1 protein-coding gene is annotated in these 18,977 nt (G+C 72.2%); it reads right to left on the bottom strand.

Annotated features, from left to right (window positions below; genetic code table 11):
* Positions 1-20: 20 nt before the first annotated feature.
* Complete coding sequence (locus tag AC3CF1_RS00090; protein WP_488449198.1) at positions 21-18,956, bottom strand: type I polyketide synthase; 18,936 nt, start codon at positions 18,954-18,956, stop codon at positions 21-23.
* Positions 18,957-18,977: the final 21 nt, after the last annotated feature.

Here is an 18,977-nt window from a genome sequence, read left to right as displayed (position 1 = left end):
TCCTCCTTGTCCCGGCGCGTTCAGGCGCGACCGAGCTCACTGCGGATGAAGGCGAACAGTTCCTCGTCGCTGGCTTCTTCGAGCGGTGGTGCCTCCTCGGTTACCGGCTCGACGACGTCGTTGAGGCGGTTGATGAAGGCCTGGAGTCGCAGGACCGTCCGGCTGCGGGTGGTGCTGTCCGGTGTGGACACGGTGAGGCCCGCTTCGAGACGGTCCAGTTCGGCGAAGAGCCCGCCGGTCAGGTCCAGACCGTCGCCGATGACCGTGTGCCGGATGTGACCGGCGAGGGCCAGCGCGGTCGGGTGGTCGAACGCGGCCGTGGGCGGCAGGTTGAGACCGGTGACCCGGCCGAGCCGGTTGCGCAGCTCGACCGCGGTGAGCGAGTCGAAGCCGAGTTCGGTGAAGGCCCGGGTGGGTGGGACGGCTTCCAGGGTGCCGTGCCCCAGGACGGCGGCGACGGTGCCGCGTACCAGGTCGAGGGCCGCCCGATCCTGTTCCGGTTCGGTCAGGGCGCGCCACGCGTCGCGCAGCGCGGCGGTGGCACCGGCGTCCCCGGCCGGGGCCTGCTCCGCCGCCGAGACGGGCACCTCGGGCAGGTCGGTGAGCAGCCGGCTGGGCCGGGTGCCGGTGAAGGCGAGCGCGAACCGTGGCCAGTCGACGTCGGCGAGGACGACCTGGCCGGCCGTGGCGGCCGCAGCCGCCATCGCGTCGAGGGCGGCGTGCGGCGCAAGGGGGGCCAGGCCGTGGCGGCGCAGGCGTTCGTCGCTCCCGGTCCACGGTCCCCAGGCGATCGCGGTGCCGCCGGCCCGCTGGGCGAGCGCTTCCACTGTGGTGGCGGCCACCGCCGCGGCGGCCTGCAGACCGCCGCCCCAGGTGCCGGCGACCGAGGTGAAGACGACGAACGCGTCCAGGTCCTCGTGGATCAGGTCCGTCAGGTGCCGGGCCCGGCGTACCGCCGGGGTGTCCCAGGCGTCGGGGTCGGTGTCGGTCAGGGGCGTGGGGGCGGGCTCGGAGCGGTCGGCGAGGACGACAGCCGTCAGCGCGACGCCGTCGGCCCGGACGCGGGTCAGCAGGTCGGCCAGGTCGGCGCGGTCGTTGCCGGTGCAGGTTTCCAGGGTGACCACGCCGTGGTCCACCTCGGTGATGCTCTCGGTGACGATCACCCGGTCGGCGCCCTCGGCCGCCGCCCAGCGGGCGATGTCGCCGCTGGTGTCGCCGACTACCAGGACCGTGCCGCGCGGGCGCCACCGGCCGACGGGCGCGGGAGCGTGCCGCAGGCGCCGGGCGAGCACCCGGTCGCCGCGAATGGCGAGCTGGTCCTCACCGCCACCGAGCGCGGCGGCGAGGTGCTCGCCGGCCCAGTCGGCGGGTACGTCCAGGAGGCCACCCCAGCGGTGCGGCAGTTCCAGGGCGGCGACCCGGCCCAGTCCCCACACCGCCGCGGCGGACGGGTCGAGCGGGTCACCGGGGTCGGTGGCGACGGCCGCGGTGGTCACCATCCAGAGCGGCGCGTCGACAGCGGCGTCGGCGTACGCCTGGACGAGGACGAGCGCGGCCTCGGGGGTGCCAGCGGACGCGACGGCCCCGGCGATCGGACCGCCGGCGTCGGCCAGGCGGAGCTGGTCGGCCACGGCGGCGCGGTCCAGGCCGAGGACCGGGACGCCACGCACCTCGGCGCCGGACGCGGCGAGGGCTTCAGCGGCGACAGTCGGGTACGCGTCGTCGCCGAGCACCAGCCACGCCCCGCTGACCGTCGTGGCGGTCGGGGTCGTCGGGGTCCACGCCTCCTCGTAGCGCCACGAGTCGCGGGCTCGGGTGGCCCGCCGTTCCTGACGCCAGGCGGTCAGGGCGGGCAGCAGGTCGCTGCCGTCTCCGGTGATACCCAATGGGCTGAGGTCGCCCTCCTCGACGGCCTGCCAGAACTCGCTGTCCACCGGGTCGACGGAGGCCCGCTCGACCGGGGACGGCCAGAAGCGGACGCGCTGGAAGGGGTAGGTGGGCAGGTCGACGCGCCGACCGCCGGGGCTGCACGTGTCCCAGTCGACGGCGACCCCGCGGACGAAGGCGCCGGCCAGAGCCGTCAGGAAGGTGGTGGGCTGGTCCCGGCCGGCGCGTTGCACCGGCACGAAGACCGCATCGGTCACGCAGTCCGCGCCCATCGCCGACAGCACACCGTCCGGGCCGATCTCCACGAACGTGCTGACACCCAGGTTCTCCAGGGTGGCGATGCCGTCGGCGAAGCGAACCGCCTCCCGCACGTGCCGCACCCAGTACGCGGCGTCCTGCGTCGCACCAACCTGCCCGGTCACGTTCGAGACGACCGGAATCCGCGGAGACGCGTAGGTCAACGTCTCCGCAACCTGTGCGAACTCCACCAGCATCGGCTCCATCAACACCGAGTGGAACGCGTGAGAAACCTGGAGCCGCTTCGACTTCTCAAAGTGCGCGGCCACGGATGCCACCTCGTCGGCGGCACCGGACAGCACCACCGAGCGAGGACCATTGACCGCCGCGACCGACACGCCGCCGGTCAACAGCGGCAGCACCTCGGCCTCGGTGGCCCGCACCGCAACCATGACCCCACCAGTGGGCAACGCCTGCATCAACCGACCGCGCGCCGCGACCAGCTTCGCCGCGTCGGCCAGCGACAGCACCCCGGCGACGTGCGCGGCGGCGATCTCCCCGATCGAGTGCCCCACCAGGAAGTCCGGCGTCACACCGAACGACTCGACCAGCCGGAACAGTGCCACCTCGACCGCGAACAGGGCGGTCTGCGTGTAGACGGTCTGGTCCAGCTCGCCGCCGTCGGCGATCACCGCGCGCAACGGCCGGTCGAGGTAACGATCCAGTTCCGCGCAGGCCGCGTCGAACGCCTCGGCGAACACGGGATACGTGGCGGCCAGTTCCAGGCCCATGCCCGGGCGCTGCGACCCCTGCCCGGAGAAGACGAACGCCGTCCGTCCACGCACCGCCGAACCGGTGACCAGCGCGGCATGGTCACCGCCGGCGACCAGGGTGTCAAGCGCCGCGACCAGGGCGTCGGTGTCGGCGCCGACCACCACCGCCCGCTCCTCCAGGACACTGCGGGTGGTGGCGATCGAGTGGATCACGTCCTTCGGATCGGCCCCCGCCGAGAGCCGCTGCCGCAGCCGCGCACCCTGCTCACGCAGCGCGGGCTCGGTACGCGCCGACAGCGGCAGCGCCATCACCGGCGCCTGCTGCTGCTCGGGCTCGGCGGCAACCGACGGCTGCGGGGTTGGCGGTTCCTCCAGCACGGCGTGCGCGTTGGTGCCGCTGAACCCGAACGACGAGATCGCCGCCCGACGCGGCCGGTCGCCGGTCCGCGCCCACGGCTGCTCCTCGGTGAGCAGCGCCACCGCTCCCGCGCTCCAGTCCACGTGCGGGCTGGGCTGGTCGGCGTGCAGCGTACGCGGCAGGGTCTCGTGCCGCATCGCCTCGACCATCTTGATGATGCCGGCGACACCGGCCGCCGCCTGGGTGTGACCGATGTTCGACTTCACCGACCCCAGCCACAGCGGCTGGTCGGTGGACCGACCCTGCCCGTACGTCGCCAGCAGCGCCTGCGCTTCGATCGGGTCGCCGAGTTTCGTTCCGGTGCCGTGCGCCTCCACCACGTCGACGTCGGCGGCCGACACACCCGCGTTGGCCAGGGCCGCCCGGATCACCCGTTGCTGCGACGGTCCGTTCGGGGCGGTCAGCCCGTTCGACGCGCCGTCCTGGTTGACAGCGCTTCCCCGGACCACCGCGAGCACCGGGTGCCCGTTGGCGACGGCGTCGCTGAGCCGTTCCAGCAGGAGCATGCCGACGCCCTCGCCCCAGATCGTCCCGTCCGCGCCAGCGGAGAAGGCCCGGCACCGGGCCGTGGCGGACAGGCCACGCTGGCGGCTGAACTCGATGAACGCGCCCGGGGTCGACATCACTGTGACACCGCCGGCCAGGGCAAGGTCGCACTCGCCCTGCCGCAGGGCCTGACTCGCCCAGTGCAGGGCGACCAGCGACGACGAGCAGGCGGTGTCCACAGTGACCGCAGGGCCCTCCAGCCCGAAGGTGTAGGAGATCCGCCCGGAGACGACGCTCGCCGCGTTGCCAGTGCTGACGTACCCCTCGGCGGCTTCCTGCTCACCGGTGAGCAGCGGACCGTAGTCGAGGTTGTTGGTGCCGACGAACACCCCGGTCTGGCTTCCGCGCAGCGCGTCGGTCGGCACACCGCCGCGCTCGAACGCCTCCCACGCGGTCTCCAGCAGCAGCCGCTGCTGCGGATCCATGGCCAGCGCCTCCCGGGGCGAGATGCCGAAGAACCCGGCATCGAACTCGGTGGCCCCGGCCAGGAAGCCGCCCTCGCGGACGTAGGTGGTGCCGACGGCGTCCGGGTCCGGGTCGTAGAGGGCGTCCAGGTCCCAGCCCCGGTCGGTGGGGAAGGCGCCGATGGCGTCACCACCGTCGGCGAGCAACCGCCACAGCTCCTCGGGCGAGCCGATGCCGCCGGGGAAGCGGCAGGACATCGCCACGATCGCGATCGGCTCGTCGGTGCGGCCCGCGACGGCGGCGGCCGGCGTCGTGTCGGTCACCCCGGCAACCTCGTTCTCGAGGTACGCGGCGAGCGCCTCCGGCGTCGGCTGATCGAAGATCAGCGTGGTGGGCAGCCGCAGCCCGGTGGTGGTGCCGAGCCGGTTGCGCAGCTCGACGCCGGTCAGCGAGTCGAAGCCGATCTCGGTGAACGAACGGCCGGGGTCCACCGCGTGCGCCGACCCCAGCCGGAGCACCTCCGCGACGTGTGTCCGCACGGTCTCCAGCACCGCGTGTGTCCGCTCGGTCCCGGTGAGGGCCAGCAGCTCGGTCCGCCAGCCGTCGTCCGTCTCGGATTCCGGCTGGGCGGTGAGGGCGTGGACCTCCGGAACACCGTCGAGCAGCGGGCTTGGCCGGACGGCGATGAACGCCGGGGCGAACGTCGCCCAGTCGACGTCGGCGACGACGACACTCGTACGGTCGTCGGTGACCGCCGAGCGCAGCCCGCGCAGGGCCCGTTCGGGGGCCATCGGGCGCAGGCCGCGTCGGCGCAGTTGCTCGTCCACGGCGTTGTCGGCGGCCATGCCGCCGTCCGCCCAGGGGCCCCAGCCGATCGAGGTAGCGGTGAGCCCTCGGGAGCGGCGCTGTTCGGCGACCGCGTCCAGTGCCGCGTTGGCGGCCGCGTAGGCGGCGTGGTCTCCGCTGCCCCAGACACCGGCGATGGACGAGAACAGCACGAAGGCGTCCAGCGGCGTGTCGCGGAACAGCTCGTCCAGCTGCGTCGCGCCGAGCACCTTGGCGGCCATGACGTCGGCGATGGCGTCGGCGGTCAGCTTCGCGAGCGGGGCCTGGGTGGCGACGCCTGCGGTGTGCAGCACCGCGGTGACGGTGTCACCCGCAGCGTTCAGATCCGCGACGACCGCACCGAGAGCGTCCCGGTCGGCCAGGTCGACGGCGCTGATCGTGACGCGCGCCCCGGCGGCGGCGAGTTCGTCGCGCAGGTCGAGGGCCCCGGGTGCCCCCTCCCCCCGGCGGCTGAGCAGGACCAGGTGGTCGGCGCCGTGGCCGGCGGCCCACCGGGCAGCGTGCGCGCCCAGTGCGCCGGTGCCGCCGGTGATCAGGACGGTGCCGCGCGGCTGCCAGGGTCGACCCGTACCGGCCGACGGGACGAGTCGCCGGCCGAGCAGCCCGTCACGGACGGCGATCTGGTCCTCGCCCCCGGAGCCGGTCAGCGCGGCGGCGAGCAACCGTCCGTCGACCGGGCCGGCGGGCAGGTCGACGACGCCGCCCCACCCACGGCGGAGTTCCAGGGCGGCGACTCGGCCGAGACCCCAGACGGCTGCGGCGGGCGGGGTGGGCGCCGGGTCGTGCGGGCCGGTGGCCACGGCGCCGCTGGTGATCAGCCAGAGCGGGCTGTCGGTGCGCAGGGACTGGTGGGTCTGCACGGCGTGCAGGGCCTGCGCGGGGTCGTCCACCACGGCGGCCACGCCGGTGACGTCCCGCATCGTGGCCTCGTCCGGGGTGCCGCGCCGCAGGTCCAGGCCGGCTGCCGCGAGGGCGTCCGAGACGCGGGTGTCATCGGCCGGTTCGGCGATCAGCCAGGTCCCGGTGGGTGCGGCGGTCGACGGCAGCGGGGCCCAGTCGATGCCGTAGCGGCCGAGCGCCCCGGCGGTGTTGTCGCGGCGCCAGGAGGCCAGGGCCGGCAGCAGTGGGGTGAGGGCGGCGCTGTCGTCGAGTTTCAGGGTCGCGGTGAGGGCGTCGAGGTCCGCCCGTTCGACGGCGTCCCAGAAGGCGGCGTCGGTGGGGTCCGTCGCCCGGGTGCCGGGCGTCGGCCAGTAGCGCTGGTGTTGGAAGGCGTAGGTGGGCAGGTCGACGCGCCGCGCGCCGGGGTAGAACCGGGTCCAGTCGACCGCGATGCCGCGCACGAAGACGTGGGCGAGGGCGGTGAGCAGGGCGGTCGGTTGGTCGCGGTCAGAGCGTTGCACGGGTACGAACACCGCGTCGGTGACGCAGTCCGCGCCCATCGCGGAGAGGACCCCGTCGGGGCCGATCTCGACGAACGTGCTGACACTCAGGTTCTCCAGGGTGGCGATGCCGTCGGCGAACCGGACCGCCTCCCGCACGTGCCGCACCCAGTAGCCGGCGTCCTGCGTCTCCGCGAGCTGCCCGGTCACGTTGGACACGACCGGGATCCGGGGCTGCGCGTAGGTCAACGTTTCGGCGATCTGTGCGAATTCGGCGAGCATGGGCTCCATCAGCACCGAGTGGAACGCGTGACTGACCCGCAGCCGCTTGGACTTCTTGAAGTTCGCCGCCACCGCGGCGACCTCGTCGGCGGCCCCGGACAGCACCACCGAGCGCGGGCCGTTGATGGCCGCGACGGACACGCCGTCGGTCAGCAGCGGCAGCACCTCCGCCTCGGTGGCCCGCACCGCGACCATCACCCCACCGGTCGGAAGGGCCTGCATCAGCCGACCCCGGGCGGCAACCAGCTTCGCCGCGTCGGCGAGGGACAGCACCCCGGACACGTGCGCGGCGGCGATCTCACCGATCGAGTGCCCCACCAGGTAGTCCGGGGTGACACCGAACGACTCGACCAGCCGGAACAGGGCCACCTCAACCGCGAACAACGCCGTCTGCGTGTAGACGGTCTGATCCAGGTCGCCGCCCTCGGCGATCACCTCGCGCAGCGGACGGTCGAGGTGACGGTCCAGTTCAGCGCAGGCCGCGTCGAACGCTTCCGCGTACACCGGGAACGTGTCGTAGAGGTCCAGACCCATGCCCGGCCGCTGTGACCCCTGACCGGAGAACACGAACGCCGCCTTGCCACGCACCACCGACCCGACGACCGGACCCAACTCACCAGCGGCAACCGCCGCCAACTCCTCCGACCTGAACACCACCGCCCGATGCGCGTGCAACGACCGCGACGACACCAACGAGAACCCGACATCCACCGGATCCACACCCGCCACCGACGCCAACCGCGACGCCTGACCCCGCAAACCCTCCGGCGACCGGGCCGACAACACCCACGGCACCATCTCGTTGGTCGGGGGCCTCTCCTGGGCCGGGGCCGCTGTCGAGGGGGGTTCCTCCAGGATGACGTGGGCGTTGGTGCCGGAGATCCCGAAGGACGACACCCCCGCCCGACGTGGGCGCCCGTCGGCGGACCACGGCTGGGCTTCGGTCAACAGCCGGACCGCACCGGCCGACCAATCCACCTGCGACGTCGGCGCATCCACATGCAACGTGCGCGGCAACACCCCATGCCGCATCGCCTCAACCATCTTGATGATCCCCGCAACACCCGCCGCGGCCTGCGTATGACCCAGATTCGACTTGATTGAACCGAGCCACAACGGCCGGTCTTCGGGCCGGCCCTGACCATAGGTGGCCAACAACGCCTGCGCCTCGATCGGATCACCCAACCTTGTCGCCGTCCCATGCGCCTCCACCACATCCACATCACCGGCAGACAACCCCGCAGCACCCAACGCCGCCCGAATCACCCGCTGCTGAGACGGACCATTCGGCGCCGTCAAACCATTCGACGCACCATCCTGATTAACCGCACTCCCCCGCACCACCGCCAAAACCCGATGCCCACCCCGCACCGCATCCGACAACCGCTCCACCAACAACACACCCACACCCTCAGACCAACCCGTCCCCTCCGCACCCTCCGCAAACGACCGACACCGACCATCCACCGACAACCCACGCTGCCGCGAAAACTCCACAAAAGCCGACGGCGTCGCCATCACCGTCACCCCACCAGCCAACGCCAACGAACACTCACCACCACGCAACGCCTGAACCGCCAAATGCAACGCCACCAACGACGACGAACACGCCGTATCCACCGTCACCGCCGGACCCTCAAACCCAAACGAATACGAAACCCGACCCGACACCACACTCCCCGAATTACCCGTCCCCAAAAAACCCTCGAGGCCGTCCGGGCTCTGCTGTGCGAATGGCCCGTAGTCGTGATACATCAAGCCGGCGAACACTCCGGTGTCGGATCCGCGCAGGGAATGCGGGTCGATTCCGGCCCGTTCCACGGCTTCCCAGCTCGCCTCCAGCAACAACCGCTGCTGCGGGTCCATGGCCAACGCCTCACGCGGTGAGATCCCGAAGAACTCCGCGTCGAACTCGGCGGCGGTGGAGAGGAAGCCACCCCGGCGCGTGTACGAGGTGTCTGTCCGAGACTCGTCCGGGTCGAACAGCGTCTCCAGGTCCCAGCCGCGATCGGTCGGGAAGTCGCCTGTCCCCTCACCGTCGGACTCGACCATCCGCCAGAGGCTCTCGGGGGAATCCACCCCGCCCGGGAAACGGCAGGCCATCCCGACGATCGCGATCGGCTCATCCACAGCCACCGCCGCCGTCATCGACGCGACCGGAGCAACCGTCCCGACCAACTCCCCCACCAGATGATCAACAAGCGCATCCGGAGTCGGATAGTCGAACACCGTCGTCGCCGACAACCGCAACCCGGTCACCGCCGACAACCCATTCCGAAACTCCACCGCCGTCAACGAATCAAAACCCAACTCACCAAACGCCTGACCACCATCCACCGACCACCCCTGCGGATGACCCAAGACCACCGCCACCCGCGACGACACCACATCCAAAAGAACAGACCGACGAGCCTCATGGTCAAGGTTGGCGAGCCGGGCTCGCAGCGACGACGTGTCGGTCGCGGCGGCGGCCACCCTGCGCGCGGGCCGGACCAGGCGCCGCAGGAGGGCGGGCACGCTGCCGGACGCGGCGACCGCCGCGAGGTCCAGGAGGATCGGCACGCTGACCGGCGGTGACGACACACAGCCGGCGTCAAGCAGGGCGAGTCCCTGCTCGGCGGTCAGCGGGAGCACCCCGCCACGGCCGAGGCGCCGCTGGTCGGCGTTCGCGCTCAGGTCGCTGGCGTCGGCCCAGAGCCCCCAGGCGAGAGAGATCGCTGGGAGTCCCAGCCCGTGGCGGTGCTGTGCGAGGGCGTCGAGGAACGCGTTGCCGGCCGCGTACGCGCCCTGGCCCGCGTTGCCGAACACCCCCGCAGCCGACGAGAACAACACGAACGCCGACAACTCCCGATCGCGCGTCAACTCGTGCAGATACCACCCCGCATCCACCTTCGCCCGCAACACCGCCGACAACCGCTCCGCGGACAGCCCGGTGACGACGCCGTCGTCGAGCACACCGGCGAGGTGTACGACGCCGGTCAGCTCCGGTGCCTCGGCGATGGCCTGGGACAGTGCGGTCCGATCGGTCGCGTCCGCGGCCACCAGCCGGGCGGACGCACCGAGCCCTGCGAGGTCCGCCAGGAACTCGGTCGCTCCGGGGGATTCCGCGCCGCGACGGCTGACCAGCAACAGGTCGCGCACACCGTGGGTGGTGATCAGGTGTCGCACCACGAGTCGGCCGAGCGTGCCCAACGCGCCGGTGACCAGCACCGTCCCGGTGCCAAAGGAGAACGGGCGCGGTTCCTCGGCCGGCGGTCGGACGAGTCGCGGCACGCTGACCACTCCGCCGCGGATCGCCAGCTGCGGCTCACCGCAGTGCGCGGCGGCGGGGAGCAGCGCAACGGACCCGGGCCCGTCGTCGATGTCGACCAGCACGAACCGGTCCGGGTGTTCGGCCTGGGCGCTGCGCACCAACCCGTGCACGGCGGCACCGGCGAGATCGGTCAACGGCTCGTCGCCGGTCTGCACGGCGTGCCGGGTCGCGACGACCAGCCGCACACCGGCGAGCCGCTCGTCGGCCACCCAGGACTGCAGCACCTCCAGGGCGCGGGTGGTGGCGGCGTGCGCGGCGATCACGGGGTCGGCGGCGGGGCCGGGCTCGGCGTACCAGAGGACAGGGCCGGCCGGCACGCGGCCGGCGGCCAGCGTCGCGGCCAGATCCGCGTGGTCGGTGAGCAGTGTCGCGGGGACGTCGAGCTGGGGGATCGGCGTCCATTCCATCCGGTACGGGCGCAGCGTCGCGCCCGTCGTCGGCGTGTAGGGGCGGAGCATGAGCCGGTCCACCGTGGCGACGGGCCGGTTCTCGGCGTCGCGCAGATCGAGGGTGACCGCGTCGGTGCCGGCCCGGCTGATCCGTACCCGGGCCGCGCGCGCCCCGGTGGCGTGCACGGTGACGCCGGTCCAGGAGAACGGGAGGCCGGTCGTGTCGCCGTCGAGGACACCGAGGGCGAGGCCGTGCAGGGCGGCGTCGAGGAGCGCGGGGTGCAGCAGGAAACCGTCCGGGGTGAGGTCGTCGGCGAGGGCCACGTCGGCGAGCAGCTCACCGTCGCGGCGCCACGCACCGTGCAGGCCCCGCAGGTGCGGCCCGTAGTCGAACCCGACCTCCGCGAAGCCGGGGTAGACGCCGTCGACCGGCACCTCGTCGGTTGCTCCCGGAGTCCAGTGACCCGGGGTGTCGACCGCCTCGACGGTGGTGAGGGTGCCGGAGGCGTGTCGCTGCCATTCGCCGGTGTCGTCCGGGCGGGCGTAGAGCGTGATGTCGCGCCGTTCGCCGTTCGCGGCCGGGGTGTCCCCGGTGGGCGGGCCGACCAGCGCGCGGATGGTGAGGGTGCCGCCGCTGGTGGGCAGCACCATCGGGGCTTCGATGGTGAGTTCGTCGAGGTGGTTGAGGCCGGCGTGGTCGCCGGCGGCCAGGGCGAGGTCGACCAGCGCGGCACCGGGCACCAGCAGTGCGCCGCTGATCACGTGGTCGGCCAGCCAGGGCTGGGCGCGGGCGGAGAGGCGGCCGGTGAGGAGCACGCTGTCCTGCTCGGGCAGGTCGGCGGCGGCGGCCCAGAACGGGTGGTCGACGGTCGCGAGTCCGATGCCGGCCGCGTCGGTGGCGGTGTCGGGCGCGGTCGGCCAGTAGCGCTGGTGTTGGAAGGCGTAGGTGGGCAGGTCGATCAGTTGTCCGCCGGTCAGGCAGGGCGTCCAGTCGACCGCGACGCCGCGCACGAAGACGTGGGCGAGGGCGGTGAGCAGCGTGGTCGGTTGGTCGCGGTCAGAGCGTTGCACGGGTACGAACACCGCGTCCGTCACACAGTCCGCGCCCATGGCGGACAGGACGCCGTCGGGGCCGATCTCGACGAACGTGGTGACGCCTGCGGCCTCCAGGGTGGCGATGCCGTCGGCGAACCGAACCGCCTCCCGTACGTGCCGCACCCAGTAGTCGGCGTCCTGCCTCTCGGCGATCTGCCCGGTCAGGTTGGACACGACCGGGATCCGGGGCTCGGCGTAGGTCAACGTTTCCGCGATCTGAGCGAAGTCGGCGAGCATCGGCTCCATCAGCACCGAGTGGAACGCGTGGCTGACCCGCAGACGCTTCGACTTCTTGAAGTTCGTCGCCACCGCGGCGACCTCGTCCTCCGTGCCGGACAGCACCACCGAGCGGGGACCGTTGATGGCCGCGACGGACACCCCGTCGGTCAGCAGCGGCAGCACCTCCGCCTCGGTGGCCCGCACCGCCACCATCACCCCACCGGTCGGCAGTGCCTGCATGAGGCGTCCGCGGGCGGCGACCAGCTTCGCCGCGTCGGACAGCGACAGCACACCGGCCACGTGCGCCGCCGCGATCTCACCGATCGAGTGCCCCACCAGGTAGTGCGGGGTGACGCCGAACGACTCGACGAGGCGGAACAGGGCGACCTCGACGGCGAACAGGGCGGTCTGGGTGTAGACGGTCTGATCCAGGTCGTCGCCCTCGGCGATCACGTCGCGGATCGGCCGGTCCAGGTGACGGTCCAGCTCCACGCAGGCAGCGTCGAACGCCTCGGCGAACACCGGGAACGACGGCGCCAACCCCAGACCCATGCCCGGCCGCTGTGACCCCTGACCGGAGAACACGAACGCCGTCTTCCCACGCACCACCGACCCGGTGATCGGCCCCGGCTCGCCGTTGGCCAGCGCCGCCAGCTCCTCCGGCCCGAACACCACCGCCCGATGGGCGTGCGTCGTGCGGTGTGCGGCCAGGGTGAACCCGACGTCCACCCGGTCCGCCTCCACCGACACGAGCCGGGAGGCCTGCCCCTGCAACGCCTCCGGCGACCGGGCCGACAACACCCACGGCACCACCTCGGGTGCTTCCGGCTTCGCCTCGGAGGAGACGTCCACGGTGGGCGGCTCTTCGATGATGACGTGGGCGTTGGTGCCGGAGATCCCGAAGGACGACACCCCCGCCCGACGTGGGCGCCCGTCAGCCGACCACGGCTGGGCCTCGGTCAACAACCGGACCGCACCAGCCGACCAATCCACCTGCGACGTCGGCGCATCCACATGCAACGTGCGCGGCAACACCCCATGCCGCATCGCCTCAACCATCTTGATGATCCCCGCAACACCCGCCGCGGCCTGCGTGTGACCCAGATTCGACTTGATTGAACCGAGCCACAACGGCCGGTCGTCGGGACGGCCCTGACCATAGGTGGCCAACAACGCCTGCGCCTCGATCGGATCACCCAACCTCGTCGCCGTCCCATGCGCCTCCACCACGTCGACATCGACGCTGCCCAGGCCCGCGTTTGCAAGAGCCGCCCGAATCACCCGCTGCTGAGACGGACCATTCGGCGCCGTCAAACCATTCGACGCACCATCCTGATTAACCGCACTCCCCCGCACCACCGCCAAAACCCGATGCCCACCCCGCACCGCATCCGACAACCGCTCCACCAACAACACACCCACACCCTCAGACCAACCCGTCCCCTCCGCACCCTCCGCAAACGACCGACACCGACCATCCACCGACAACCCACGCTGCCGCGAAAACTCCACAAAAGCCGACGGCGTCGCCATCACCGTCACCCCACCAGCCAACGCCAACGAACACTCACCACCACGCAACGCCTGCACCGCCAAATGCAACGCCACCAACGACGACGAACACGCCGTATCCACCGTCACCGCCGGACCCTCAAACCCAAACGAATACGAAACCCGACCCGACACCACACTCCCCGAATTACCCGTCCCCAAAAAACCCTCGAGACCATCGGGGCTCTGCTGGGCCAGGCCGGCGTAGTCGTGGTACATCAGACCGGCGAACACTCCCGTGTCAGATCCGCGCAAGGAGGACGGCTCAATTCCGGCCCGCTCCAACGCCTCCCAACTCGCCTCCAGCAACAACCGCTGCTGCGGGTCCATGGCCAACGCCTCGCGCGGTGAAATGCCAAAGAACTCCGCGTCGAAGTCCGCAGCGTTCGGCAGGAAGCCGCCCCGGCCCGTCAGGGACGTCTCCGCCAAAGTCTCCAGATCCCAACCGCGATCGGTCGGGAAGTCGCCTGTCCCCTCACCGTCGGACTCGACCAACCGCCAGAGACTCTCGGGGGAATCCACACCACCCGGGAAACGGCAGGCCATCCCGACGATCGCGATCGGCTCATCCACAGCCACCGCCGCCGTCACCGCCGCGACCGGAGCGGCCGTCCCCACCAACTCAGCCACAAGATGATCGACAAGCGCATCCGGGGTCGGGTAGTCGAACACCGTCGTCGCCGACAACCGCAACCCGGTCACCGCCGCCAACCCATTCCGAAACTCCACCGCCGTCAACGAATCAAAACCCAACTCACCAAACGCCTGACCACCATCCACCGACCACCCCTGCGGATGACCCAAAACCACCGCCACCCGCGACGACACCACATCCAAAAGAACAGCCCGACGAGCCTCATGATCAAGGTTCGCGAGGCGGTCACGCAGCGGCGCGGAGGCCGCAGCGGTACGACGGACGCGTACCAGGTGCTGGAGGACGGCCGGGACGGCCCCGGCTGCCCGGATCGCCCGCAGGTCGAGCCGCACCGGCACGGTGACGGCCGTGTCCTCGGCAGCCGCCCGGTCGAAGAGCGCGAGGCCCTGCTCCGCGGTGAGTTCCCGGGCGCCACCCCGGAGGAGGCGTTCCCGGTCGGCGGCGTCGATACCGGCCGCCATGCCGACGTCCCAGGGTCCCCAGGCCAACGAGGTGGCCGGCAGTCCGAGCCCGTGGCGGTGCTGTGCCAGGGCGTCGAGGAACGCGTTGCCGGCCGCGTACGCGCCCTGGCCCGCGTTGCCGAACACCCCCGCAGCCGACGAGAACAACACAAACGCCGACAACTCCCGATCCCGCGTCAACTCGTGCAGATACCACCCCGCATCCACCTTCGCCCGCAACACCGCCGACAACCGCTCCGCGGACAGCCCGGTGATGACCCCGTCGTCGAGCACACCGGCCGCGTGCACCACGCCGGACAGCCCCGGGGCGCCGGCGACCACCTCGGCCAGTGCCGCCCGGTCTGCCACGTCCACCGCGACCACCCGCGCGGACGCCCCCAGCTCGGACAACTCCGCCAGGAGTTCCGCCGCACCCGGTGCGTCAGCGCCACGGCGGCTCAGCAGCAGCAGGTCGCGTACGCCGTGCGCGGTGACCAGGTGCCGCGCCACGTACCGGCCGAGCTGCCCGGTGGCGCCGGTGACCAGCACCGTGCCGTCGGTCAGATCGAGAGCCCGCGGCTCGCTGCCGGACGGTGGTCGGGTGAGCCGCGGCGTGGTCGCGTCACCGTCGCGCAACGCGGCCTGCGGTTCCCCGGTGGCGAGCAGCCCCGGCAGTGCCGCCTCGGACTCGTCCGTGCCGTCGACGTCGACCAGGACGAAGCGACCGGGGTGCTCGGACTGAGCCGCCCGGACGAGTCCCCAGACGGCTGCGGCCCCGGGGTCGGTGACCGGCTCGCCGGCAGTGGCGACCGCGCCGGTCGTGACGACGACCAGCCGTTCGCCTTCCTGCGGCCCGGCGCCCAGCCAGGACTGGAGGGTTTCCAGGACGGCGGCGGCGCGGTCGTGGGTGCCGGTGACGACGTCGTCGCCAGCGGGGTCGACCCGGTGGATGACCACCGGGCCGGTGACGCTCGCGGCGGACGGCGCCAGCGGAAGCCAGCCGAGGTGCAGCAGCGCGTCGGCGGTGGCGGCGCCGGCGGTCGGGGTGGTGAGCGGGCGCAGGACGAGACGGTCGACGGTGAGGACCGGCTGGCCGGTGGCGTCGGCGAGGTCCAGTCGGACGGCGTCGGCGCCGAGGGAGCGGATCCGGGCGCGGACGGCGGCGCCGCCGATCGCGTGCAGTGTGACGCCGGACCAGCTGAAGGGCACGCTGGCGCCGTCGGCGTGGGCGGGCAGCAGGTCACCGGCGCCGATGGCGTGCAGGACGGCGTCGAGGGCAGCCGGGTGCAGCTGGAAGCCTTCGGTCTGCACGGTGTCGTCGAGGGCGATGTCCGCGTACACCTGCTCGTGGTCACGCCACGCGGCGCGCAGCGCGCGGAAGGTCGGGCCGTAGACCAGGCCGCGGTCGGCGAAGGCTTCGTAGAGGCCGTCCAGGGCGACGGCGGCCGCGCCGGACGGCGGCCAGGTGGTCGGCGGCGGGTTCGCCGCGCCACGGTCAGGCATGAGTACGCCGGCGGCGTGCTCGACCCACGACTCGCCGTCGGGGCTCGCGTGGATGCCGACGGCACGACGCCCGTCGTTGTCGGCGGGTCCGACCCGGACCTGGACGTGCACGGCGTCGTTGCCGAGGGTGAGCGGTGTTCCGGTGGTGAGTTCCTCGACCCGGTCGCAGCCGACCCGGTCGCCGGCGGCCAGGGCCAGGTCGACGAGGGCCGCTCCGGGGACGACGACCGTCCCGGAGAGGGCGTGGTCGGCGAGCCAGGGCTGGGTGGCGAGAGTCCACCGGCCGGTGACGACGAGTTCGTCCGCGCCGGCGAGGGTGATGGCGGTGTCCAGCATCGGGTGGCCGGTGCCGCCGCTGCCGGTGGGCGTGCCGGTGCCGACGGGCCAGAAACGCTGGTGGTGGAAGGCGTAGGTGGGCAGGTCGACGCGCCGCGCGCCGGGGTAGCACTGGGTCCAGTCGACCGCGACGCCGCGCACGAAGGCCTGGGCCAGGGCGGTGAGCAGCGTGGTCGGTTGGTCGCGGTCAGAGCGTTGCACGGGTACGAACACCGCGTCCGTCACACAGTCGACGCCCATCGCCGAGAGCACCCCGTCCGGGCCGATCTCGACGAACGTCGCGACGCCCAGGCCCTCCAGGGTGGCGATGCCGTCGGCGAACCGGACCGCTTCCCGCACGTGCCGCACCCAATAGTCGGCGTCCTGCGTCTCCGCGATCTGCCCGGTCACGTTCGACACGACCGGGATCCGGGGCTCGGCGTAGGTCAAGGAACCCGCGACCTGAGCGAAGTCGGCCAGCATCGGCTCCATCAGCACCGAGTGGAACGCGTGACTGACCCGCAACCGCTTGGACTTCTTGAAGTTCGCCGCCACCGCGGCCACCTCATCGGCGGCGCCGGACAGCACCACCGAGCGGGGACCGTTGATGGCGGCGATGGACACCCCGTCGGTCAGCAGCGGCAGCACCTCGGCCTCGGTGGCGCGAACCGCGACCATCACCCCATCCGACGGCAGGGCCTGCATCAGCCGGCCTCGGGCGGCGACCAGCTTCGCCGCATCCGACAGGGACAGCACCCCGGACACGTGCGCGGCGGCGATCTCACCGATCGAATGCCCCACCAGGAAGTCCGGGGTGACACCGAACGACTCAACGAGGCGGAACAACGCCACCTCGACCGCGAACAACGCCGTCTGCGTGTAGACGGTCTGATCCAGGTCGTCGCCCTCGGCGATCACCTCGCGCAACGGGCGGTCGAGGTGGAGGTCCAGCTCCGCGCATGCCGCGTCGAACGCCTCCGCGAACACCGGGAACGACGACGCCAACCCCAGACCCATACCCGGCCGCTGCGACCCCTGACCGGAGAACACGAACGCCGTCTTCCCGCGCACCACCGACCCGGTGACCGACCCCGGCTCACCAGCGGCCAGCGCCGCCAACTCCTCCGGCCCGAACACCACGGCGCGCTGCGGGTGTGCCGTCCGGTGCGCGGCCAGGGTGAACCCGACATCCACCGGGTCGGCCTCCACCGGCACGAGCCGGGCGGCCTGCCCCCGCAACGCCTCCGGGGAGCGCGCCGAGATCACCCATGGCACCACCCCGCTGGCCGAGGGCCGCTCCCCCGCCGGGACGGCGGCCGGCGCGGGCTCTTCGAGGATGATGTGGGCGTTCGTGCCGGAGACGCCGAACGAGGAGACACCCGCGCGGCGGGGTCCGGGGCGTTGCGGCCACGGCTGGGGCTCGGCGGCGACGCGGACCGCTCCGGCGGTCCAGTCGACGTGCGTGGACGGCTGGTCGGCGTGCAGGCTGCGGGGAATCCGGCCGTGGCGCATCGCCATGACCATCTTGATGATGCCGGCGACACCGGCGGCGGCCTGGGTGTGGCCGATGTTCGACTTGACCGAGCCGAGCCACAGCGGCTGGTCGGCGGGTCGGTCCTGACCGTAGGTCGCCAGCAGTGCCTGCGCCTCGATCGGGTCGCCCAGCGTCGTGCCGGTGCCGTGGGCCTCGACCGCGTCGACGTCGGCGGTGCCCAGGCCGGCGTTGGTCAGCGCCGCCCGGATGACGCGTTGCTGCGACGGCCCGTTCGGCGCGGTCAGGCCGTTCGAGGCGCCGTCCTGGTTGACCGCGCTCCCCCGCACCACGGCGAGCACCGGGTGCCCGTTGCGGACCGCGTCGGAGAGCCGCTCCACCAGCAGCATGCCGACGCCTTCACCCCAACCGGTTCCGTCGGCGTCGTCGGAGAACGGCTTGCAGCGGCCGTCCGGGGCGAGGCCCCGCTGGCGGGAGAAGGCCAGGAACGCTCCGGGGGTGGCCATCACCGTGACGCCGCCGGCCAGCGCGAGGTCACACTCACCCTGGCGCAGCGCCTGGGCGGCCAGGTGCAGGGCGACCAGGGACGACGAGCAGGCGGTGTCGACGGTGACGGCGGTGCCCTCAAGGCCGAACGTGTAGGCGATCCGGCCGGACGCGATGCTGCCGGTGCTGCCGGTGCCCAGCGAACCCTCGGCGGAGTCGCCCAGCTCGCCGACCAGCGCGGCATAGTCGTGGTACATCACGCCGGTGAAGACCCCGGTCCGGCTGCCCTTGAGGGCGACCGGGTCGACGCCGGCGCGCTCGAAGGCCTCCCAGGACGTCTCCAGCAGCAGGCGCTGCTGCGCGTCCGTGGCCAGCGCCTCCCGTGGTGAGATGCCGAAGAACGCGGGGTCGAAGTCACCGGCGTCGTGCAGGAAGCCACCGTGCCTGGTGTACGACGTACCGGGATGGTCTGGGTCGGGGTGGTAGAGCTTCTCCACCTCCCAGCCGCGTTCGGCGGGGAACTCCCCGATGGCGTCGACACCCGAGTCGACGAGCTGCCACAGCGACTCCGGGGAGTCCACGCCACCGGGGAACCGGCAGCTCATGGCGATGATGGCGATCGGCTCGCGGTGCCGGGCCTCCACTTCCTGCAACCGCTCGCTGGTCTCGTGCAGTTCGGCGGTGACGCGCTTGAGGTATTCGCGGAGCCGATCTTCGTTCGCCATGGGAATCACCTGTCCGAGAGA

It is taken from the genome of Micromonospora sp. MGP-C2 (assembly GCF_057766525.1).
The sequence above is the reverse complement of the archived record's forward strand: the minus strand, read 5'-3'. Positions and strand labels throughout refer to the sequence as shown.

Bases quoted from the DNA above. Each gene is read 5' to 3' on its own strand.
- AC3CF1_RS00090 (WP_488449198.1), bottom strand. From the start codon at position 18,956: ATGGCGAACGAAGATCGGCTCCGCGAATACCTCAAGCGCGTCACCGCC.